This is a genomic window from Methylobacterium bullatum (genome assembly GCF_014845095.1).
Taxonomy (GTDB): Bacteria; Pseudomonadota; Alphaproteobacteria; order Rhizobiales; family Beijerinckiaceae; genus Methylobacterium; species Methylobacterium bullatum.
Genome location: NZ_NKUG01000038.1, coordinates 1 through 19,723, shown reverse-complemented (window position 1 = coordinate 19,723; position 19,723 = coordinate 1). Strand labels below are relative to the sequence as shown.

The 19,723-nt window shown below is 67.5% G+C and carries 24 protein-coding genes; 14 read left to right on the top strand and 10 right to left on the bottom strand.

Features of this window, described 5'->3' with window-relative positions; translation table 11 throughout:
- Positions 1 to 121: 121 nt before the first annotated feature.
- Together MBTS_RS05470 and MBTS_RS05465 are read right to left on the bottom strand one after the other, a co-directional pair.
- Entirely contained in the window at positions 122 to 481 is a 360-nt protein-coding gene (locus MBTS_RS05470; RefSeq protein WP_147829961.1) for a cell division protein ZapA, read from the bottom strand.
- A 31-nt stretch (positions 482 to 512) separates the two neighbouring features.
- Entirely contained in the window at positions 513 to 809 is a 297-nt protein-coding gene (locus tag MBTS_RS05465) for a DUF4164 domain-containing protein (protein WP_018042045.1), read from the bottom strand.
- Positions 810 to 1,234: 425 nt separating this feature from the next.
- Here MBTS_RS05465 and gap point away from each other — a divergent pair, with 425 nt between their 5' ends.
- The 8 genes from gap (at position 1,235) to MBTS_RS05425 (ending at position 8,895) form a co-directional block, all read left to right on the top strand.
- A complete protein-coding gene (gap, locus tag MBTS_RS05460; RefSeq protein WP_147829963.1) occupies positions 1,235 to 2,242 on the top strand; it encodes a type I glyceraldehyde-3-phosphate dehydrogenase in 1,008 nt (335 codons plus the stop codon).
- Positions 2,243 to 2,327: 85 nt separating this feature from the next.
- On the top strand, positions 2,328 to 2,867 hold the full coding sequence (locus MBTS_RS05455; protein WP_082473246.1) for a hypothetical protein: 540 nt from the start codon (positions 2,328 to 2,330) through the stop codon (positions 2,865 to 2,867).
- 29 nt (positions 2,868 to 2,896) lie between these two features.
- Positions 2,897 to 4,099, top strand: a complete 1,203-nt coding sequence (locus MBTS_RS05450) for a phosphoglycerate kinase (protein ID WP_192215226.1) — start codon at positions 2,897 to 2,899, stop codon at positions 4,097 to 4,099.
- Between the two features lie 289 nt (positions 4,100 to 4,388).
- Positions 4,389 to 5,459: a class II fructose-bisphosphate aldolase gene (gene fba, locus MBTS_RS05445; protein WP_018042049.1), complete on the top strand. Its 1,071-nt coding sequence runs from the start codon at positions 4,389 to 4,391 to the stop codon at positions 5,457 to 5,459.
- A 119-nt stretch (positions 5,460 to 5,578) separates the two neighbouring features.
- Entirely contained in the window at positions 5,579 to 6,238 is a 660-nt protein-coding gene (locus MBTS_RS05440; protein ID WP_018042050.1) for a thiamine phosphate synthase, read from the top strand.
- The gene (locus tag MBTS_RS05435; RefSeq protein ID WP_238253770.1) at positions 6,235 to 7,284 is read left to right on the top strand and encodes a tetratricopeptide repeat protein; all 1,050 of its coding nucleotides are present in this window, start codon (positions 6,235 to 6,237) and stop codon (positions 7,282 to 7,284) included. The genes MBTS_RS05440 and MBTS_RS05435 overlap by 4 nt, the downstream gene beginning before the upstream one ends.
- Before the next feature lie 186 nt (positions 7,285 to 7,470).
- Positions 7,471 to 8,265 (top strand): inositol monophosphatase family protein, encoded by a 795-nt coding sequence (locus tag MBTS_RS05430; protein WP_026175625.1) that lies wholly within the window; start codon positions 7,471 to 7,473, stop codon positions 8,263 to 8,265.
- Positions 8,266 to 8,349: 84 nt separating this feature from the next.
- Positions 8,350 to 8,895, top strand: a complete 546-nt coding sequence (locus MBTS_RS05425; RefSeq protein WP_027170828.1) for an adenine phosphoribosyltransferase — start codon at positions 8,350 to 8,352, stop codon at positions 8,893 to 8,895.
- Positions 8,896 to 9,184: 289 nt separating this feature from the next.
- Here MBTS_RS05425 and purQ read toward each other — a convergent pair whose 3' ends face one another.
- The 5 genes from purQ to MBTS_RS05400 form a co-directional block, all read right to left on the bottom strand.
- Positions 9,185 to 9,865 (bottom strand): phosphoribosylformylglycinamidine synthase subunit PurQ, encoded by a 681-nt coding sequence (gene purQ / locus MBTS_RS05420; protein WP_147829967.1) that lies wholly within the window; start codon positions 9,863 to 9,865, stop codon positions 9,185 to 9,187.
- On the bottom strand, positions 9,865 to 10,104 hold the full coding sequence (gene purS / locus MBTS_RS05415) for a phosphoribosylformylglycinamidine synthase subunit PurS (protein ID WP_147829969.1): 240 nt from the start codon (positions 10,102 to 10,104) through the stop codon (positions 9,865 to 9,867). Before purS ends, purQ begins: the two co-directional genes overlap by 1 nt.
- 149 nt (positions 10,105 to 10,253) lie before the next feature.
- Positions 10,254 to 10,493 carry a hypothetical protein gene (locus tag MBTS_RS05410; protein WP_056147217.1) on the bottom strand — a complete coding sequence of 80 codons (240 nt, stop codon included), beginning with the start codon at positions 10,491 to 10,493 and terminating at the stop codon, positions 10,254 to 10,256.
- A gap of 114 nt (positions 10,494 to 10,607) precedes the next feature.
- On the bottom strand, positions 10,608 to 11,210 hold the full coding sequence (locus tag MBTS_RS05405; RefSeq protein WP_056147213.1) for an ActR/PrrA/RegA family redox response regulator transcription factor: 603 nt from the start codon (positions 11,208 to 11,210) through the stop codon (positions 10,608 to 10,610).
- A gap of 40 nt (positions 11,211 to 11,250) precedes the next feature.
- On the bottom strand, positions 11,251 to 12,636 hold the full coding sequence (locus MBTS_RS05400) for an ActS/PrrB/RegB family redox-sensitive histidine kinase (RefSeq protein ID WP_056147209.1): 1,386 nt from the start codon (positions 12,634 to 12,636) through the stop codon (positions 11,251 to 11,253).
- A 216-nt stretch (positions 12,637 to 12,852) separates the two neighbouring features.
- Between MBTS_RS05400 and MBTS_RS05395 the strand changes: the two genes are divergently transcribed.
- Both MBTS_RS05395 and MBTS_RS05390 read left to right on the top strand, forming a co-directional pair.
- On the top strand, positions 12,853 to 14,121 hold the full coding sequence (locus MBTS_RS05395; RefSeq protein WP_056161120.1) for a polyhydroxyalkanoate depolymerase: 1,269 nt from the start codon (positions 12,853 to 12,855) through the stop codon (positions 14,119 to 14,121).
- Between the two features lie 82 nt (positions 14,122 to 14,203).
- Positions 14,204 to 14,938 carry a M48 family metallopeptidase gene (locus tag MBTS_RS05390; RefSeq protein WP_018042060.1) on the top strand — a complete coding sequence of 245 codons (735 nt, stop codon included), beginning with the start codon at positions 14,204 to 14,206 and terminating at the stop codon, positions 14,936 to 14,938.
- A gap of 36 nt (positions 14,939 to 14,974) precedes the next feature.
- Here the strand turns inward: MBTS_RS05390 and MBTS_RS05385 are convergent, their stop codons facing one another.
- Positions 14,975 to 15,352 (bottom strand): hypothetical protein, encoded by a 378-nt coding sequence (locus MBTS_RS05385; protein WP_018042061.1) that lies wholly within the window; start codon positions 15,350 to 15,352, stop codon positions 14,975 to 14,977.
- 276 nt (positions 15,353 to 15,628) lie between these two features.
- On the opposite strand from MBTS_RS05385, the gene MBTS_RS05380 reads away from it, so the two are divergent.
- The gene (locus MBTS_RS05380) at positions 15,629 to 16,108 is read left to right on the top strand and encodes an invasion associated locus B family protein (protein WP_043764423.1); all 480 of its coding nucleotides are present in this window, start codon (positions 15,629 to 15,631) and stop codon (positions 16,106 to 16,108) included.
- 44 nt (positions 16,109 to 16,152) lie between these two features.
- Positions 16,153 to 16,803, top strand: coding sequence for a hypothetical protein (locus MBTS_RS05375; RefSeq protein ID WP_192215225.1), 651 nt, complete (start codon positions 16,153 to 16,155; stop codon positions 16,801 to 16,803).
- A gap of 92 nt (positions 16,804 to 16,895) precedes the next feature.
- Here MBTS_RS05375 and purC read toward each other — a convergent pair whose 3' ends face one another.
- Both purC and nth read right to left on the bottom strand, forming a co-directional pair.
- Positions 16,896 to 17,690 (bottom strand): phosphoribosylaminoimidazolesuccinocarboxamide synthase, encoded by a 795-nt coding sequence (purC, locus tag MBTS_RS05370; RefSeq protein ID WP_026175628.1) that lies wholly within the window; start codon positions 17,688 to 17,690, stop codon positions 16,896 to 16,898.
- A 207-nt stretch (positions 17,691 to 17,897) separates the two neighbouring features.
- On the bottom strand, positions 17,898 to 18,665 hold the full coding sequence (gene nth / locus MBTS_RS05365) for an endonuclease III (RefSeq protein WP_210322675.1): 768 nt from the start codon (positions 18,663 to 18,665) through the stop codon (positions 17,898 to 17,900).
- Between the two features lie 47 nt (positions 18,666 to 18,712).
- On the opposite strand from nth, the gene MBTS_RS05360 reads away from it, so the two are divergent.
- Positions 18,713 to 19,222, top strand: a complete 510-nt coding sequence (locus tag MBTS_RS05360; RefSeq protein ID WP_192215224.1) for a DUF2244 domain-containing protein — start codon at positions 18,713 to 18,715, stop codon at positions 19,220 to 19,222.
- A 12-nt stretch (positions 19,223 to 19,234) separates the two neighbouring features.
- On the top strand, positions 19,235 to 19,723 hold a 489-nt coding region (locus MBTS_RS05355), incomplete at its 3' end, for a DUF3016 domain-containing protein (RefSeq protein WP_147829975.1).

The window sequence follows — 19,723 nt, the reverse complement described above, 5'->3', positions numbered from 1 at the left end:
GGGAGTCGATAAGGCCCCGGGGAAAAGTACTCCTGACGAACCCCGCAGCACCGCTCGACTCATGTAGCGTCGGCGGGCGTTTCGCGCCAGGGGGTGGGGCGGGCAATCGTGCGCGGGACGCTCATCCCGCCGCCAGCGCATACGCTAGCCGCTCGATCCTGTCCGCCGCCCGGCCGAGCCCTTCGGCGATACGGGCCTCCTCGTTGGCGCGGAGGGAGTCCGCGGTCTCGACGCGCTCCCGGAGCGTGACCGTTTCGGCCTCGAGATCCGCCAGGCGACGCTTGAGCTCCGCGAGTTCGTCCGCCTGGGTGAGGGCAGCCATCACATGCAGACGCATGTCGCCGATCTCGCCGAAGGATTTCCTCATGTCGGTGACGCGGGTGTCGAGTTCCGCAGCCAGAGCCGAGAGATGCGCCTCCTCGCCTTCGGCGCAGGCCATCCGGTAGCTCTTGCCGTCGATGGTGACGCTGATCTGGGGCATGTCCGACAGGGCTGGTGTGAGAGGTGGCAGACTAGCGTGCGACGCGGGGGCGGGCCAGCACGCCCTCCACCGCTTCGATCGCCCGCCCCAGGCGGTGGCCGACATCGCTCGTGGTCGCCTCCACCGTGGCGAGGCGCGCGCTGGCGGCGTCGAGTTCCGCCGCGAGGCGCGCGCGATCCTCCGCCATGATCGCGAGCTCCGTTTCCAGGTCGCCCGGTTCGCGCTCGGCCTCAAGGCGATGGGCCACCGAGGCCTCGAGGCGGGTCAGTACCGTATCGAGCCGAGCAAGGGCATGGTCCACGTTCGGCCGGTCTGGCGTCTGGCTCATCGTTCTACCTTCCGCCGGATCATGAAGGAGCTGGCGCATCTGTTTCGGAAACGCGGATTTGTAGCCAAACCTCTGTCGATCCGCGCGCGAAATCGACGCTTTGCCATCATATGCGGGGAAGGAAAACGAATCGATCGGGCAAAACCTTTGCCAGCGGTTTCCCCCATGTTAGAGACCGCGCGCCCCTCGAACCGACCGCCGGATTGGAAATTCGAGCCCGTGACCCGTTCGGCCATCGATCCCGCATCGGTCCTTTCGCGGACGCATGAGGGTCCGAGGATGGGCCAATCGGTTCATCTGACGTTCAACGGTGTACATGACACAGCGACGCCGAATGGCGGCTCCGCCCCTCCGGCCCGCTGTCTCGCTCTTGCTGCTTACGGGTTCCGCGAGGTCGGCGCCCGGTACATAGAAGGATTCACGCCGTGTCGGTGAAGGTTGCCATCAACGGGTTCGGACGCATCGGCCGCAACATCCTGCGCGCCATCCACGAGTCGGGCCGCAAGGATATCGAGGTCGTCGCGATCAACGATCTCGGCCCCGTCGAGACCAATGCCCACCTGCTGCGCTTCGATTCGATCCACGGCCGCTTCAACGCCAAGGTCGAAGTGGACGGCGACTTCATCGTCGTCGACGGTCAGCGCATCAAGGTCACCGCCGTGCGCAACCCGGCCGAGCTTCCGCACCGCGAACTCGGCGTCGACATCGCCCTGGAATGCACCGGCATCTTCACCTCGAAGGACAAGGCCAAGGCCCATCTCGACGCCGGCGCCAAGCGCGTCATCGTCTCGGCCCCCGCCGACGGCGCCGACCTTACCGTGGTCTACGGCGTCAACCACGATCAGCTGACCGCCGATCACCTCGTGATCTCGAACGCGTCCTGCACCACCAACTGCCTCGTGCCGGTGGCCAAGGTGCTCAACGATCTCGTCGGGATCGAGCGCGGCTTCATGACGACGATCCATTCCTACACCAACGACCAGCCGTCCCTCGACCAGATGCACAAGGACCTCTACCGGGCCCGTGCCGCCGCCCTGTCGATGATCCCGACCTCCACGGGCGCGGCCAAGGCCGTCGGCCTCGTCCTGCCGGCGTTGAAGGGCAAGCTCGACGGAACCTCGATCCGCGTGCCGACCCCCAACGTTTCGGCCGTCGACCTCGTGTTCACCGCCAAGCGCCAGACCTCCGTCGAGGAGATCAACAACGCGATCCGCGCCGCGGCCGACGGTCCGCTGAAGGGCGTGCTGGCCTATACCGACCAGCCCAACGTCTCCATCGACTTCAACCACGATCCTCATTCGTCCACCTTCCACCTCGACCAGACCAAGGTGATGGACGGCACGTTCGTGCGTATCCTCTCCTGGTACGACAACGAGTGGGGCTTCTCGAACCGCATGGCGGACACCGCCGTGGCGATGGGAAAGCTGCTCTGAGAGCAGCGCTTCCGGGCGGCCCGTTGGCCGCCCGGGATGCCTCGTGAACGACACCCTTTGATCGACCAGCACTGGTGCGTCCGACATGACCGAGCCTTCGCCGACCCCGTCGACCGGAACCAGCTTCATCCCGGGCGCCAAGACTTCCGAGAGCAAGACTTCCCATAATATGACTTCCGAGAGCACCGCGCTCGCGGGTGTGGCGCCGTCGCCGGTGCCCGAGACCCAGGCGATCGCCAACCAGCAGGCGACGCCGCCGCTCGTGGTCGGCAAGGCCGAGCCCCTGGCTCAATCCGCGCCCGCCCCATCCTCGCCCGGCAGCGACCAACTCGCCCGCATCGAGGACAAGTGTGCGCGGATCGAGGACAAGTACGCCCGCTCCGAGGCACTGCTCTCCCGCGTCGAGGAGAAGATCGAGGGGGCGACCACGCGCATGAGCGAGGCAGCGCGCCAGTCCGACCTCGCCGCCCTGCGCAGCGAAGTCCGCGCCGTCGCCGACCGCACGCGCCGGCTGCCCGGTTCCGGGGCCCTGGTGCTGACGGCGATCATCACCGCCGTGCTCACCGTGGTGCTGACCATCGCCGCCCAGCGCTTCCATCTCGACGGGCTCATCACCCCGCGCTGACATTTCTCTCGACGACACTGAAGGCCAGGATGACCGCTTTCCGCACCCTCGACGATGCCGGCTCCCTCCAGGGCAAGCGCGTGCTTCTCCGCGTCGACCTGAACGTGCCGATGGAGGGGGCGCGCGTCACCGACGCTACCCGTATCGAGAGGATCGTCCCGACGATCCGCGAGATCGCCGATGGCGGCGGGCGTGTGGTGCTGCTGGCGCATTTCGGCCGCCCCAAGGGCAAGCCGGTGGTGGCCGATTCGCTCAAGCAGGTGGTCTCCGCCCTGTCCGACCGTCTCGGCCGCCCGGTCGCCTTCGCCGAGGATTGCATCGGCGAGGCCGCGTCCTCGGCTATCTCGGCGCTGAAGGACGGCGACGTTCTCCTCTTGGAGAACACCCGCTTCCACTCCGGCGAAGAGACAAACGAGACCGGTTTCGTAGCGGCGCTCGCCGCCAACGGCGATGTCTTCGTCAACGAGGCTTTCTCGGCCGCCCACCGCGCCCATGCCTCGACCGAGGGCCTCGCCCATGTGCTGCCGGCCTATGCCGGCCGGCTGATGCAGGCGGAGCTCGACGCGCTCACCAAGGGGCTGGAGGCGCCGAGCCGCCCGGTCATCGCATTGGTCGGCGGCGCCAAGGTCTCCTCGAAGATCGACCTCCTGCAGAACCTCGTCGCCAAGGTGGACATGCTCGTCATCGGCGGCGGCATGGCCAACACCTTCCTGCACGCTCAAGGGAAAGCCGTCGGCAAGTCCCTGTGCGAAAAGGATCTCGCCGAGACGGCGCTCCGCATCCTCGACGCCGCCGCGTCCGCCAAGTGCCGCATCATCCTGCCCGTGGACGCCGTGGTCGCCGCCGAGTTCAAGGCCAACGCGGCACATGAGACCGTGGGCGTCGACGCCGTGTCGGAGACCGGCATGATCCTCGATGCCGGCCCGGCCTCGGTGGCCGAGATCGACGCCGCCATCGACGAGGCCGCCACCCTGGTCTGGAACGGTCCGCTCGGCGCCTTCGAGCTGACCCCCTTCGACGCCGCCACGGTGGCGGCTGCGCGTCACGCGGCCGAACGCACCATGGCCGGCAAGCTCGTCTCGGTGGCGGGTGGCGGCGACACGGTGGCCGCCCTCAACCATGCCGGCGTCGCCGACGATTTCTCCTACGTATCCACCGCCGGCGGCGCGTTCCTCGAATGGCTGGAAGGCAAGGTCCTGCCCGGCGTCGAGGCCCTGCGCGACAAGGGGTGACCGGTTCCATCCCAGGTCCCGTCATCTCATCCTGAGGCGCCTGATGCAGCGGGCCTCGAAGGAGGGCTCCGGCATCCTCCGCGCGAACTGGAGGGCTCCTTCGACGCCTTCGCTGCGCTTGGGCACATCGGGATGAGGTGTTTGGCTGGGATCTGGGAAGACGACACAGCGTTCTGTCACCGAAGTCTTCGCGATGGAGTTGCGAAGGACCCAGTAAGGTCCGACAAGGCAGACGAATTTCAGCGGATGGCGGCCCACGGGTCGGCCCCATCGTTTTTAGGAGACACCAATGGCACGTATCACCCTGAGGCAGCTCCTGGATCACGCCGCCGAATACGAATACGGCGTTCCGGCCTTCAACCTGAATAACATGGAACAGGGCCTTGCCATCATGGCGGCGGCGGATGCCACCGATTCGCCGGTGATCCTTCAGGCGAGCAAGGGCGCGCGCGCCTATGCCAACGACGTGGTGCTGGCCAAGCTCATCGACGGGCTCGTGGAGATCTACCCCCACATCCCGGTCTGCATGCATCTCGACCACGGCAACAACGAAGCCACCTGCGCCACGGCGATCCAGTACGGCTTCACCTCGGTGATGATGGACGGTTCGCTCAAGGCCGACGGCAAGACCCCCGCCGACTACGCCTACAATGTCGAGATCACCGGCAACGTCACCCGCATGGCCCATTGGGCCGGCGTCTCGGTGGAGGGCGAGCTCGGCGTGCTCGGCTCGTTGGAGAGCGGCCAGGGCGAGGCCGAGGACGGCCACGGCGCCGAGGGCGTGCTGAGCCACGACCAGCTCCTCACCGACCCGGAAGAGGCGGTGAAGTTCGTCACCGCCACCAAGGTCGACGCGCTCGCCGTCGCCATGGGCACCAGCCACGGCGCCTACAAGTTCACCCGCCAGCCCGACGGCGACGTGCTGGCCATGAACGTGATCGAAGAGATCCACCGCCGCCTGCCGACGACTCACCTCGTCATGCACGGCTCTTCCTCGGTGCCGCAGGATCTGCAGGACATCATCAATTCCTACGGCGGCCAGATGAAGCCCACCTGGGGCGTGCCGGTGGCCGAGATCCAGCGCGGCATCAAGCACGGCGTGCGCAAGATCAACATCGACACCGACAACCGCATGGCCATGACTGGCCAGATCCGGAAGGTTCTCACCGAGAACCCGGCCGAGTTCGATCCGCGCAAGTACCTGAAGCCCGCCATGGATGCGATGACGAAGCTCTGCCGCCAGCGTTTCGAGGAATTCGGCACCGCCGGTCAGGGCTCGAAGATCCGCCCGATCTCGGTCTCCGAGATGGCCAAGCGCTATGCCAACGGCTCGCTCGACCCGAAGATCGGCGCCGCCTGAGACCCTGTTCCGTGGTACCGGATCGCATCCGGAACCATGCCGTGACGCGGTGATCTCGCATCGCCTGTCCCCGAGACGCGGAGCCCGCGCCTCGGGATGATGCCGTTAGGACGACAAGAATGGCCGAACCCCGCACCCGCCTCGCACTCCTGTCCCCCCATCGGGTGGATTCCGACCGGGCCGATGCCCTCGCCGAAGCGCTGACCGCCGCCTGCGCGGCGGGGGACGTGGCGGCGGTGCTCCTGCGGCTCGCCCCGGCCGACGAGCGCAGCCTCGTGAACCTCGTCAAGCGGCTCGCTCCGGCCGCGCAATCGACCGGCGCCGCCCTGGTCATCACCGTGTCCGATTTCGCCGGCGACGTCGTCAGCGTGGCCGCGCGTGGCGGGGCGGACGGGGTTCATCTCGACAAGGCGCGGGATGGTGCCCTGCAGGATCTGCGCGAACGCCTCAGCGACGGTCGAATCCTCGGAGCCGGCGGGCATGAGCAGAAGCACGCGGCGATGGAGGCCGGCGAGGCCGGTGTCGATTACGTGATGTTCGGGGGGATCTACTCGGACGGGATCGCGCCCGATGCCGATACCGTTCGCGAGCGCGCGGAATGGTGGGTCGAAATCTTCGAGACTCCGTGCATCGCCGTGGCCCATGATCTGGCCCAGGTGGACGGTCTCCTGGCGACGGGGGCCGAGTTCCTCGGGCTGGAAAGCCACCTGTGGATGGGAGAAGGGGCGGATATCGCCGCCATCCAGGCCTTGGTCGCGGCGTCGGAGGCCGATACGTGAGGCGGGTCCGCCGGGCCGCCTTCGCCCTCGCCCTGGCGGAGGGCTTGGCGTTCGCTGCCTGCGCCGAAGCGCCGAAGGTGATGCCGACCGACCCGGCCGGACCCCAATCGCTGACGCCTCGCCCCAAGGAGACGCTGAAGGGGCAGCTGCGGGAACTCCCGACGCCGTATTCCATCGGCGCGACCGGCGCGGTGCCGCCCCGTTCGAAGACCGAGCCGGACATCGCCTTCGGCGCCTATCAGCGCGGCCAATATACCACCGCCTTCCGCGAGGCGACGAAGCGGATCGCCGCCGACAACAAGGACGCCGCGGCGATGACGCTGCTCGGCGAGCTCTACAACCAGGGCCTCGGGGTCAAGCAGGACCCGGTGAAGGCGGCCGAATGGTACCGTCTGGCCGCCAACCAGGGCGACACCCACGCCATGGCCTCCCTCGGCCTGATGTCGATCGATGGCCGCGGCGGCACGAAGGACCCGAAAGCCGGGCGCCGCTGGCTCGAACAGGCATCCCTGAAGGGCGACACCACGGCCGCCTACAACCTCGCCCTGATCCTGATCGGCACGGGAACCGAGCCGGACGAAGCCAAGGCGGCCGAGTTGTTCCGCAAGGCGGCCGAGGGTGAGATCGGCCCCGCCCAACACGATCTCGGCGTGCTCTACCTCCAGGGGAGGGGGGTGCCGAAGGATCCCAAACAGGCGGCCGAGTGGTTCCGGCGCGCCGCCGATAACGGCGATCTCGCCGGTGAGGTCGAGTTCGCGATCCTGCTGTTCAACGGCATCGGTGTCGAGAAGGACGAGGCCCGCGCGGCCCGCTACTTCCTCCACGCCGCGTCGCGCGGCAACGCCATCGCGCAGAATCGCGTCGCCATCCTCTATGCCCTGGGACGGGGGATGCAGAAGAACCCTGTCGAGGCGGCGGCCTGGAATCTCGCCGCCGCCGCCCAGGGGCGCTCCGACCCGAAGCTCGACGAGACCCTCGCCGGCCTCACCGCCGAGGAGCGAAGCCGGGCCGAGCGACTGGCCGAGGCGCGGATGAAGGTGGAGTGATACCAGTCGACGATGGGGAGACCTCATCGTCGACTGCCCGCGCGCGGCTTGCCGCGGACGATGCGGCATCCATGGGCGCCTGCGCGCGTTTCTCCTCTGCCCCGCATCGGCGAGGGGTGAGGCGGGCGGCAAACATGCTATGGCCGCGCAAGACCGTTCTTTGAATCGACCCGGACCTTTGCATCGATGATCAGCTCACCTCTCATGACCGTCATGGTCGACGCCGTCCGCAAGGCCGCCCGTGGCCTCAAGCGCGACTATGGCGAGATCGAGAACCTCCAGGTTTCCCGTAAAGGTCCCGGCAACTTCGTCTCCGCCGCCGACCGCAAGGCCGAGGAGGTGCTGCGCGACGCCCTGATGAAGGCGCGTCCCGGCTACGGCCTGATCCTCGAGGAATCCGGGAATATCGAAGGGCAGGACAAGAGCCATACCTGGCATGTCGACCCCCTCGACGGCACCACCAACTTCCTCCACGGCATCCCGCATTTCGCGATCTCGGTGGGTCTCGAGCGCGAGGGCCAGATCGTCGCCGGCGTCATCTACGATCCGGCCAAGGACGAGCTGTTCGTGGCCGAGCGCGGCAAGGGCGCCTATCTCAACAACCGCCGCCTGCGCGTCTCCGGCCGGACCGATCTCGCCGACGCTCTCGTCGCTTATGGCTCGCCCTATCTCGGGCGCGGCGACCACCCGAAGCTCCTGCGCGAGGTGGCGGCGGTGATGGCGGTGACCGGCGGTGCCCGCCGCTTCGGCTCTGCCGCCCTCGATCTCGCCTACGTCGCCTGCGGCCGCTCGGACCTCTACTGGGAGCGTGACCTGCAGACCTGGGACATCGCGGCCGGCATCATCCTGGTCCGCGAGGCCGGCGGCTTCGTGACCAGCGCCGATGGCGGAGCGGAGCCCCTGGCCGCCCGCTCGGTGGCGGCTGGCAACGAGAGCCTGCACGGCGATCTCGTGAAGCTCCTGCGTCGCGCCAACGCCTGAGATCCGAGGCCCCGGCTTTCCAGCTGGGGCTCGGCATGGTCCAACCCGCTCCGATCCTGACCTATCCTAGCGAAAGCCGCCCGTATGGAAGCCCGCCGCCACTCCGCACTGAAGGATTCGATCCGCTCGATTCCGGATTACCCGAAGCCCGGTATCGTCTTTCGCGACATCACCACGCTCCTGAGCGATCCGCGCGCGTTTCGCCGTGCAGTCGATTCGCTGGTCCATCCTTTCGCGGGCGGGCGGATCGATCAGGTAGCGGGAATCGAGGCGCGGGGCTTCATCCTCGGCGGCGCGGTGGCGCACCAGCTCTCCTCGGGCTTCGTGCCGATCCGCAAGAAGGGCAAGCTGCCCCACAAGACCGTCTCCATCGCCTACGCGCTGGAATACGGCACCGACGAGATGGAAATCCACGTGGACGCCATCAAGCCGGGCGACAAGGTGCTGCTGGTGGACGACCTCATCGCCACCGGCGGCACTGCCTGCGCGGCGGTGAACCTGCTGCGCCAGATCGGCGCCGAGGTGGTGGCGGCCTGCTTCGTCATCGACCTGCCCGAGATCGGCGGGGCGCAGAAGCTGCGCGACCTCGACGTGCCGGTGCGGACGCTGATGGAATTCGACGGGCATTGATGCGCGACGCGTCCTTCTCTCGTGTGCGAGAGAAGGTGGCTCGCGGCAGCGGGTCGGATGAGGGGAGCGCCACCTTCGGAGAGGTCTTCCCCTCTCCCGTCTGCTGCACCGGCCTCCTCTCCCGCGAGGCTACTGGATTCACCCAGCTTCTCTACGGGTGTTTACTCTATCCGAGAGAGTTCGACTGAGGCGCAACGGAACTCCCTCTTCTGGAAGGAGAGGGGACTCGTGCCACCCGCGAGACGTGTGAATGCCGTAGCCCGCAAAGGGGAGAGGGGGTCTTTACGCGTTACGCCGCGAGGCTTTCGAACAACCCGCGCCCGTCGACCCCGCCGATGAGACCTTCGACGAAGTTCTCCGGGTGCGGCATCATCCCGAGCACGTTGAGGTTTTCGCTGTAGATGCCGGCGATGGAGTTCAGCGAGCCGTTCCGGTTGGCATCCACGGTCAGGTCGCCGGAGGCGTCGGAATAACGGAAGGCCACGCGGCCGTCGCCTTCGAGGCGCGCCACCGTATCGGCATCGGCGAAGTAGTTGCCCTCGCCATGCGCCACGCAGACGTCGATCACCTGGCCTTTGGCATAGGACGACGTGAAGCGCGTATCGGCACGCTCCACCCGGAGCAGCTGGCGGTGGCAGATGAAGCGCCGGTCGACGTTGCGCATCAGCACGCCCGGCAGGAGGCCGGATTCGCACAGGATCTGGAAGCCGTTGCAGATGCCGAGCACCAGACCGCCGCGGGCGGCGTGGTTGCGGACGGCATCCATGGCGGCGGCGCGTCCGGCGATGGCCCCGCAGCGGAGATAGTCTCCGTAGGAGAACCCGCCCGGAAGCACCGCGAGGTCGGTGCCGGCCGGCAGCGCCGTCTCGGTGTGCCACACCTTGACCACCTCCGCGCCGGCGAGGCGCAGGGCGCGGGCGACGTCGCCGTCGCGGTTGGAGCCGGGGAAGACGACGATCGCGGCGCGCATCAGACGATCTCGATCTCGTAGTTCTCGACCACGGTGTTCGCGAGCAGCTTCTCGCAGGCGCTCTTCAGCGTCGCTTCGGCGCTGGCCGGGTCCGCGTCGGCGATCTCGACGTCGAACACCTTGCCTTGGCGGACACCCTCGATGCCGGAGATGCCGAAGGATGAGAGAGCGGATTCGATCGCCTTGCCCTGAGGGTCGAGCACGCCGGTCTTCAGGGTGACGATGATGCGGGCTTTCATGGTCTCGGACTCGGTGCTGTGGCTCGACCCGTCAGGCGATAGTCGGGAAATGCCGACCATGCAACGCGGCTGCCCCATCGCGGCGGGGATGTTTCCCAGCCCGTTCCACCTCCGTCAGCCGCAAAAGCGATTCGGGATTATGTCGTGGATCAGCGACGGGCGGCCGGTGCGGCGGCGCGAATCGGCTCGATGCTCACCGCACGGCGCCAGAGCTGGACCATGATCCAGACGGCGATCGCACTGAACAGGACCATGAGGACATGGCCGACGGTGTCGCCGAGATCGAACAGACCGGCGAGCGCCCAGCCTGCGGCGATGGCGACGGCGAAGACTTCGGTGCCCACCAGCACCATCATGCTGACGATCGTGATCAGGTTGCGCGTATTCACGGGGATGCATCTCCGTCGACCCCGGAGCAGCGATTGCGGCGGGCGGCCGGAGCTTTACAGCGCCGATCCGGTCCCGCGCAACATCGCGGCGCCGGGGTCGTCGTCAGGGACGGGTCAGCGCGGCGCGCGCTTGGCGAGGATACGCTGGAGCGTGCGCCGGTGCATGTTGAGGCGGCGTGCCGTCTCCGAGACGTTGCGGCTGCACAATTCATACACCCGCTGGATATGCTCCCAGCGCACGCGATCAGCCGACATCGGGTTTTCCGGCGGGTCGGCCCGCTCGCCCGGCTGCGCCATCAACGTGCCGTGGATCTCGTCCGCATCGGCGGGCTTGGCGAGGTAATCGAACGCACCGAGCTTCACGGCGGTGACGGCGGTGGCGATGTTGCCGTAGCCGGTGAGGATGACGCCCCGGGCCTCGGGCCGCTTCTCCTTCAGCCGCGCGATCACGTCGAGGCCGTTGCCGTCACCGAGGCGCATGTCGATGACCGCGAAGGCGGGTGCACGGCTCTCCACCAGGGACACGCCCTCGGCCACGCTCTCGGCCACCTGAACCTCGTAGCCGCGGGCTTCCATCGCCCGCGCCAGGCGGGTTGAGAACGGCCTGTCGTCGTCCACGATCAGCAAGGTGCGGTCGGCATAAGCCGCCAGCGGATCGGATTCCGACGTCTGCAGCGCATCGGCAGCAAGCCCCGGACTTACACTCTGCGTCAGCATCCGACGCTCCTCCATTTTCCAAAACCGAGTTGTTGGCAACTTATATAGGGGCCGGACTGCGTTCGGTCAGGGGCACCTCGGCGTTGAATTCCGTGCCGCGCCGGGGAAGCGTGTCGCGCTCGAAGATGTGGCGCGCCCAGGATACGCGGACCACGGCTCCGGTTGCTTGGTGGCCCGACACGTTGGAGAGCGTAAGCTGCGCGCCGGAGCGTTCGATCAGGGTCTTTGCGATGAACAGACCGAGGCCGAGGCCGGCGCCGACGCTGTTCCCGCCGCGCGTTTTGTCGGGGCTTCGGGTGGTGACGTAGGGCTCGCCCGCCCGCAGCAGAATCTCGCTGGAGAAGCCCGGGCCGTCGTCGCTGATCTCGAGGGAGACCCGCTCGGCGGTCCAGCGCGCTTCGATGACGACGCGGCTGGTGGCGAAGTCCACGGCGTTGTCGACGATGTTGGCGAGGCCGAACAGCACCCCCGGATTGCGCCGGCACGCCGGCTCGATTCCGTCGCCCCGGCTGGTGACGTCGAGCGCGATGCCCATGGCGCGCTGGGGCGCCACCAGCTCCTCCACGAGATGGCTCAGGGTCACGGTCTGAAGGATGCCGGCTTCGTCCCCGTCGAGGGAGGTCAGTTTCGACAGGATGCCGCGACAGCGGTCGACTTGGTCGCGCAGGAGGTCGAGGTCGTCCTTCACGGCGGGTGAGGCCGTGGGGGCGAGCTGGCGCGTGAGTTCCTTGGTGACGAGCATGATCGTGCCGAGAGGCGTGCCGAGCTCGTGCGCCGCTGCCGCCGCCAACCCGTCGAGCTGCGAGAGGTGCTGCTCGCGCGCCAGCACGAGTTCCGTGGCCGCCAGCGCCTGGGCGAGCTGCCGGGTCTCTTCGGAGACCTTCCAGGCATAGACCCCGGTGAAGGCGGTGCCGAGGAGGATCGCCGTCCACACTCCCGAGACGTAGAGGAACGGGAGTTCGAGCCGCCCGTCCGCGAACCACGGCAGCGGCCGGTGGATCAGCGCCAGCATGGTCGCGAGCCCCACTGCCAGGAGCCCCAGCGCCAGGGTCCGCTCGGGGGGCAGGGCCGTGGCCGAGATCAGCACGGGGGCGAGGAAAAGCAGCGAGAATGGGTTCTGCAGGCCGCCGGTGAGGAAAAGGAGGGCGGCGAGCTGGATGATATCGAAGGCCAGGAGCAGGGCCGCCGAATCGTCGCTCAGGCGGTAGCTCGCGGGAAACCGGATCCGCAGGGCGAGGTTCAGCCAGGAGGACGCCGCGATGACGAGGAAGCACCAGCCGAAGGGCAGGGGCAGGCCGAGGCCGAACTGGGCGCCGACGACAGCCGCGCTCTGCCCGGTGATCGCGAGCCAGCGCAGGCGCACGAAGGTGTCGAGCCGAAGGTGCCGGGCATCGCGGACGAAGCCATTGGTGCTCATGTCGATCATGTCCGCTCAACGATAGCGCTCGACAGCTGCGAATCCATGGTTCGCCCGCCGATTGCGCCCATCCTTGCGCACTCCGCACCTGTACGAATGTCCCGAACCGAACGTTTCGCGAGGCGCGGCGTTCTCTACCGCGCCGGGTCGCGCCGGTAGTCGGGTCGCGCGGGCAGTCGAGCCGAGCGGGAAATCGATACGCGGGACGACGAGGGAGGGGCGGATATGAGCTTGGCCTACACCTGGTATGAGTTCGGTCGCATGATGACGGCCCCGGCGCGCCTCGCGGCCGACATGGTCAAGCACAGCCTGCAGAATCCCGCCAACCCGCTCGCCTACTCGCCCTATGCGAAGTCCATGGCCGCGGCCTGCGAGATGTTCGAGCGCGGAACCCGGCGCTACGCCAAGCCGGCCTTCGGGCTCACCGGAACCTGGATCGACGGGGCGAGCGTGCCCGTGAGCGAGCGGGTGGTGTGGGAGAAGCCGTTCTGCCGGGTCGTGACCTTCGACCGCTCCTTCGCGCGCGGCCCCTCCGAGCCGCAGCCCAAGCTCCTGATCGTGGCGCCGATGTCGGGGCACTACGCCACGCTCTTGCGCGGCACCGTGGAGGCGATGCTCCCCAATCATCAGGTCTTCATCACCGACTGGACCGATGCGCGCCTCGTGCCGATCACGGAGGGGCGGTTCGATCTCGACACCTACATCGACTACCTGAAGGAGATCTTCGTCGCCCTCGGTCCGGACCTTCACGTCATGGCCGTGTGCCAGCCGGCGGTGCCCGTGCTGGCCACCGTGGCGTTGATGGAGGCGCAAGGCACGATGCCGGTGCCGCGCTCGATGACCCTGATGGGCGGCCCCATCGACACCCGCCGCTCGCCCACCGCCGTCAACTGCCTGGCGCAGGAGCGCGGCACCGCATGGTTCGAGCGGAACTGCATCACCATGGTCCCGCTGGCGTATCCCGGTGCCCTGCGCAGCGTCTATCCGGGCTTCTTCCAGCTCGGCGGATTCATGGCGATGAACCTCGATCGTCACGTCAACGCCCATACCGAGATGTTCGATCATCTCGTCACCGGCGACGGCGATTCCGCCGAGAAGCACCGGGAATTCTACGACGAGTATCTCGCGGTGATGGACCTGACGGCTGAATTCTACCTTCAGACGATCAAGACCGTCTTCGTCGACCACGCCCTGCCGAAGGGCGAGATGCTCCATCGCGGCGAGCGGGTGGACCTCACCGCGATCCGGACCTGCGCGATCCTCGCCATCGAGGGCGAGAACGACGACATCTCCGGTGTCGGCCAGACCAAGGCTTCCCTCGACCTGACCCCGAACCTGCCGCCCGAGCGCAAGGCCTATCACCTGCAGGAGCGCGTCGGCCATTACGGGGTGTTCAACGGCTCACGCTATCGCACGGTCATCGCCCCGCGGATCGCCTCCTTCATCCGCGAGATGCAGGCCTTGCCGGCTCTGGAGCGACGACCGGCGGCGTAGTGCGGGATCGGCCCCCGCAAAAGTTCTGGACGTGACCCACGCCCCGATGGCGGCGGCGGGAGGCTGCCGCTAAGCTGACGCCATGAGAGTCGCCCTGCTGCGCGGGTCCGATCCCGACCATATCGACATCCTCCACGAGGGCGCTAAGCTCCGCGTCTCCCTGCGCCGCCGCCCGGCGGCCCGCAGGCTGACCCTGCGCGTGTCGAGCGCCACCGGCGAGGTGGTGATGACCCTGCCAGCCCGGACGTCCCTCGCCGTGGCGCGCACCTTCGCGGTCAGCCATGGCGGCTGGATCGCCATGCGGCTCGCCAAGGTTCCGGACCGTGTGGCGTTCGAGGCGGGGGCGGAACTCCCCCTTCGCGGTGTCGGCCATCGCATCGTCCACCGGAGCGAGCGCGGCGGCGTGACCCTGGTGACGGAGGAGGAGGGTGGTCCGGTCCTCTCCGTGGCGTGCGAGGCGCCCCACCTGCCGCGCCGGGTCAGGGATTTCCTGGAGCGGGAGGTCCGCAAGGATCTCGCCCAGGCGGTGTCGGTCTATACGGAGAAGTTGGGCCAAGGCCCGAAACGGATCACCATCCGCGATACCCGCTCGCGCTGGGGTTCCTGCACCGCGCGTGGCGAGTTGAACTTCTCGTGGCGCCTGATCCTGGCGCCGCCCCTGGTGCTCGATTACCTCGTGGCCCACGAGATGGCCCATTTGCGCGAGATGAACCATTCCCAGCGGTTCTGGTCGCTGGTGGGATCCCTGTGCCCGCATGTGGACGAGGCCGAGCGCTGGCTCAAGCGCAACGGCGCCAGCCTCCACCGCTACGGCTGAGGCAGGGGCCGGGTCCAACCCTTGCCCAATCGTGACCTACCCGCGTGCGCGTAGTACCCGGCGGCGCTCGACCTGCTCCACCGGCCAGGTCGGACGGGCATCCACATCGCCCGGCCGCAAGGTACGGGGCGCGACGCTGTCGCAGACTTCGCGCTGACGCAGGATCGTCGGGTTGCCGAACTCGTCGAGGCGACGGACATACCCGCCATCGCGGCAGAAGCCGGCGATCTCGGCCGAATTGGAATTGATCCGGCCCCCCGGCATGCGCCGGATCGGGCGGTGCTCGACCACGAGCGGCCCGTCCCGGTTGAGCGACCGCTCCACATAGGTGGTCTCGTCGACGGGCAGGGACTCGGCCGAGGCGGGAGCGATCCCGGCGAGGATCAGGAACGCGGCGGTAGCAGGAAATCGCATGGGCTCGGTCCGTTGGCGCTTGGGGCTTTGCCCCGTGAACTAGGGCGTCATCCTGGGTAACGATAGTCCGTGAGAGTAAACTAGTGGTCACGCTTGACACAGAATAGCCGCGCATGGTCGGAACACCGCGGGTTTCATCGGGTGCCCCCCAGCCATGAGGGGTGAGGCGAGAGGGATCGGCGCGTGGGTTTTCGAGCAATGCTGGGGCGTGCGAGGCGGGTCGCCGAGGATCGGGCGACCTCTCTCGGGCGTCCGGCGCGGATCGGTCTGATCTGCATGGCCGCACTCGCCGGCATGGGGCTGGCCGGGGGCGGCCGTGCCGAGGCGCAGGGCATGGTGCGCAACACCTTCGGGGACTGGCAGCTCCGCTGCGAGACGCCGGCGGGGGCGAAGGCCGAGCAATGCGCCCTGGTCCAGTACCTCGCCGCCGAGGACCGGCCCAACCTCACCCTCGTCGTCATCGTCCTCAAGACGGCGGACAATCGCGGCTACCTGCTGCGCGTGGTGGCGCCGCTGGGCGTGCTGCTGCCCTCCGGGCTCGGCCTGAAGATCGACAAGACCGATGTCGGCCGGGCCGGGTTCGTGCGTTGCCTCACCACGGGCTGCGTCGCCGAGGTGGTCATGGACGACAACCTCATCAAGCAGTTCAGCGCCGGGGTGCAGGCCACGTTCATCGTGTTCCAGACCCCGGAAGAGGGGGTCGGCATCCCCCTGTCGATGAAGGGCTTCGGCGACGGGTTCGCCAGCTTGAAATAGGCCTGTTCCGGCGCCCCGCGCCGGAGGTTCAGCGGGATCTGAGGATGCGGACACGCGCGAAAACGGTCGGAATCGCCCTGATTGCGGGATTCCTGCCTTTGGCGGCCACGATGCCCGGGACGGCCCTGGCCGAGGACGGAAACTGGTTCACCAACATGCTGAAATACGGCGGGACCACGGTTCCGCCGTCTCAGCCCGCCGACCTCGGCCAGGTCTATTGCCCCACGGTCGACGTCGCGGAGAACGGCGCCGCCCTGCGCAGCTATGGCGGCCGGGCCGACGACAATGCCAGCCTGCGCAGCCAAATCACTCTCGGTCGTCTCGCCCGCGAATGTGTGCGCCTGGCCGATGGCTCGGTGAGCGTGAAGGTCGGCGTCGAGGGGCAGGTGCTGCTGGGGCCGCAGGGACGGCCCGGACGGTTCGAGGCCCCGGTCTATTTCACGATCAAGGCCGGGGACCAGACCATCGTCGCGCGGGCGCGCAAGGTGTCGGTGTCGATCGGACCGGGCGAGGCGCAGGGCCTGTTCACGGTGATCGAGGAGAACCTCGTGGTGCCGCGCCCCCTGAGCGAGAGCTACGAGATCGGCGTCTCGCTGCACGGAGCGCCCGGCAAGGCTGCGGCGAAGCGCAAGCGCAAGCCCGCTCCGACAAGTGCCGCCGCCCCCGCAGAGGCGGCACCCGAGGCGTCGCAATAGTGCTCCGCCACGCACTCTCCCGTCGATGCGCCAGGAAAAAGGGGCCTCCGCTCGCGCGGGGCCCCTTTTTTAGGTCGTCTCGGTGAAGTCTTTTACTGAACCAGACGCGGGCCGCCGGACTGGACCTTCTCGTTCTCGGACATGATGCCGAGACGCTTGGCCACTTCCGTATAGGCCTCGATCAGGCCGCCAAGATCCTTGCGGAAGCGGTCCTTGTCGAGCTTGTCCTGGCTCTTGATGTCCCACAGGCGGCAGGAATCCGGGGAGATCTCGTCGGCCACGACGATCCGCATCAGGTCGCCTTCCCAGAGGCGGCCGGTCTCGATCTTGAAGTCCACGAGACGGATACCGACGCCGAGGAAGAGGCCCGACAGGAAATCGTTGACGCGGATGGCCAGCGCCATGATGTCGTCGATCTCCTGGGGCGTCGCCCAGCCGAAGGCGGTGATGTGCTCTTCCGACACCATCGGGTCGTTGAGCGCGTCGTTCTTGTAATAGAACTCGATGATCGAGCGCGGCAGCTGCGTGCCTTCCTCGAGACCGAGGCGGGTGGCGAGCGAGCCGGCGGCGACGTTGCGCACCACCACCTCGAGAGGGATGATCTCGACTTCGCGGATCAACTGCTCGCGCATGTTGAGGCGGCGGATGAAGTGGGTCGGCACGCCGATATCGTTGAGGTGCTGGAACACGAACTCGGAGATCCGGTTGTTCAGCACACCCTTGCCGTCGATGACCTCGTGCTTCTGCGCGTTGAAGGCGGTGGCATCATCCTTGAAATGCTGGATGAGCGTTCCCGGCTCGGGTCCCTCGTACAGGACCTTCGCCTTGCCCTCGTAGATGCGACGGCGGCGGTTCATAGGCGTATACCGTGGTTTGAGGAAGTCCATGGGCCGTGACTCCTTCGGACAGTCGATGTGCGGAATCCGCGGCGTGGCGGCCTCGATGAGACCGGGCCGCGAGAACACATCGTTTGTCGAAAGCCTCGACGACCGTGGCGCAAACTACCCGAAGCGGGTTTGCAGTACAACGCGTCCGCCCGCAGCCCGGCCTTGCGGTACGAGTCGGATACGCATGACGAGGCAAGCGCCGTCCCGTCAGGCCGCGACGGTCTTGCCCGGATAGCGGCAGAGATCGGCGATGAGGCAGGTCGGGCATTCGGGCTTGCGCGCCTTGCACACGTAGCGGCCGAACAGGATCAGCCAATGGTGGGCGTTCAGGCGGAACGGCTCCGGCACGATCGCCTCCAGTCCCGCCTGGACCTTGTCCGTCGTCGCCGCGACCACGAGGGGGATGCGGTTCGAGACCCGGAAGATATGGGTGTCGACGGCGATGGTGGGCACGCCGAAGGCGACGTTCATGACCACGCTCGCGGTCTTGGTGCCGACACCCGGCAGGATCTCGAGATGCTCGCGCGAGGCCGGCACCTCTCCGCCATGCTGCTCCAGCAGGATGCGGGACAGCGCGATGACGTTCTTCGCTTTGGTGTTGAACAGGCCGATGGTGCGGATGAAGCCGCGCACCCGTTCTTCTCCCAAGTCCAGCATCGCCGCCGGCGTATCGGCAATGGCAAAGAGGGGTGCGGTGGCGAGGTTCACGCTTTTGTCGGTGGCCTGGGCCGACAGTACCACCGCTACGAGAAGCGTGAACGGGTTGAGATAGTCGAGTTCCGCCCTCGGCTCCGGGTTGGCGGCACGCAGCCGCGAAAAGATCTCGATGACCGTCTCTGCATCGGCAGGGGAGGGGGCCGTCTTCACCCCGGTGACGAGGGGGGCGGCGAGGGTCGCCGCCCGTGTGGCCTTCGGCGCGGGCGATGTCGTCGCGGTCACGGACTTCTTGAGGGGCTTCGACTGTCGGGTCTTCATCGGTGGGTTATATGTGTCCCACGGAGAGCGGCAACACGGTTCGCGACATGATCCCATCCCATCCCGACGGGCTCGACCCGAACAGGATCGATGTACCGGTTTTTCAGGCGACCATTCGCCCGCATCAATCGCTGACCTATCATGGCTTTCGGAACGTCATGATCGGCTGCGGCGTCGTCTCGCTGGTGACGTCGATCGCCTGTGTCCAGGCGGGGTTCTGGCCGGTGGCGGGCTTTTTCGGCCTCGATATGATCGCCCTCTACGTGGCGCTGAAAACGAGCATCAGGCGCGGGCGCTCCTTCGAGGAAGTGATGATTTCGCCCATCGAGGTCATGCTCGCCCGCGTGACCCATCGCGGCGAGCGGCGCGAATGGCGCTTCAATCCCCTGTGGACCAAGCTGACCAAGGTCGAGGACGAGGAGTACGGCCTCCAGACCCTGACGCTGGTCTCGCGCCGGGAATACGTGGTGGTGGCCCGCGATGCATCGCCCCCCGTCCGTGAGCGGATCGCCGAGGGACTGACGCGGGCACTGGCGGATGTGAAGAGGGGGTACTGAGGTTTGCGCGCGTTGCTCCTGCAACTAGCCCTCGTTCTCGTCGGCTTTGCCGGCTCCGCGATCGCCGCCCCCACCGGATCGGTGGAGGTCCGCTTCATCGAGCCGGACAAATACGTCGACGCCAACAACCGGTTCAGTTCCGGCCTCAAGCCCGAGGCGACACTGGCCGAGTTGCGCCGAGTCATCGAGCAGGCTGCCTCATCCTTCCTCGCCCCCGGCGAGCGTCTGGTCGTCGAAATCTTGGATGTGGACCTAGCGGGGTTTCCCAATCCGGGTGCCAATTTCCCTTACGGCCTGCGAGTGGTCACCGATGCGACTCCTCCTTCGTTTCGCCTGCGCTACGCGCTGACGGACCGGCGCGGTCGGCGCAAAGCGTCGAACGAGGAGCGGGTGAGCGATATCAACTTCCTGCTCGGTGCCCGCGCCGCACAATCGGGCGGCTTTCCCTATGAACGCGAGTTGCTCCGGGAATGGGCGAGACGCCGGTTCGCGAACCGGCCC

Bases quoted from the DNA above. Each gene is read 5' to 3' on its own strand.
- MBTS_RS05470 (WP_147829961.1), bottom strand. From the start codon at position 481: ATGCCCCAGATCAGCGTCACCATCGACGGCAAGAGCTACCGGATGGCC.
- MBTS_RS05465 (WP_018042045.1), bottom strand. From the start codon at position 809: ATGAGCCAGACGCCAGACCGGCCGAACGTGGACCATGCCCTTGCTCGG.
- MBTS_RS05455 (WP_082473246.1), top strand. From the start codon at position 2,328: ATGACCGAGCCTTCGCCGACCCCGTCGACCGGAACCAGCTTCATCCCG.
- MBTS_RS05450 (WP_192215226.1), top strand. From the start codon at position 2,897: ATGACCGCTTTCCGCACCCTCGACGATGCCGGCTCCCTCCAGGGCAAG.
- fba (WP_018042049.1), top strand. From the start codon at position 4,389: ATGGCACGTATCACCCTGAGGCAGCTCCTGGATCACGCCGCCGAATAC.
- MBTS_RS05440 (WP_018042050.1), top strand. From the start codon at position 5,579: ATGGCCGAACCCCGCACCCGCCTCGCACTCCTGTCCCCCCATCGGGTG.
- MBTS_RS05430 (WP_026175625.1), top strand. From the start codon at position 7,471: ATGATCAGCTCACCTCTCATGACCGTCATGGTCGACGCCGTCCGCAAG.
- MBTS_RS05425 (WP_027170828.1), top strand. From the start codon at position 8,350: ATGGAAGCCCGCCGCCACTCCGCACTGAAGGATTCGATCCGCTCGATT.
- purQ (WP_147829967.1), bottom strand. From the start codon at position 9,865: ATGCGCGCCGCGATCGTCGTCTTCCCCGGCTCCAACCGCGACGGCGAC.
- purS (WP_147829969.1), bottom strand. From the start codon at position 10,104: ATGAAAGCCCGCATCATCGTCACCCTGAAGACCGGCGTGCTCGACCCT.
- MBTS_RS05405 (WP_056147213.1), bottom strand. From the start codon at position 11,210: ATGCTGACGCAGAGTGTAAGTCCGGGGCTTGCTGCCGATGCGCTGCAG.
- MBTS_RS05400 (WP_056147209.1), bottom strand. From the start codon at position 12,636: ATGATCGACATGAGCACCAATGGCTTCGTCCGCGATGCCCGGCACCTT.
- MBTS_RS05395 (WP_056161120.1), top strand. From the start codon at position 12,853: ATGAGCTTGGCCTACACCTGGTATGAGTTCGGTCGCATGATGACGGCC.
- MBTS_RS05390 (WP_018042060.1), top strand. From the start codon at position 14,204: ATGAGAGTCGCCCTGCTGCGCGGGTCCGATCCCGACCATATCGACATC.
- MBTS_RS05385 (WP_018042061.1), bottom strand. From the start codon at position 15,352: ATGCGATTTCCTGCTACCGCCGCGTTCCTGATCCTCGCCGGGATCGCT.
- MBTS_RS05380 (WP_043764423.1), top strand. From the start codon at position 15,629: ATGGCCGCACTCGCCGGCATGGGGCTGGCCGGGGGCGGCCGTGCCGAG.
- MBTS_RS05375 (WP_192215225.1), top strand. From the start codon at position 16,153: ATGCGGACACGCGCGAAAACGGTCGGAATCGCCCTGATTGCGGGATTC.
- purC (WP_026175628.1), bottom strand. From the start codon at position 17,690: ATGGACTTCCTCAAACCACGGTATACGCCTATGAACCGCCGCCGTCGC.
- nth (WP_210322675.1), bottom strand. From the start codon at position 18,665: ATGAAGACCCGACAGTCGAAGCCCCTCAAGAAGTCCGTGACCGCGACG.
- MBTS_RS05360 (WP_192215224.1), top strand. From the start codon at position 18,713: ATGATCCCATCCCATCCCGACGGGCTCGACCCGAACAGGATCGATGTA.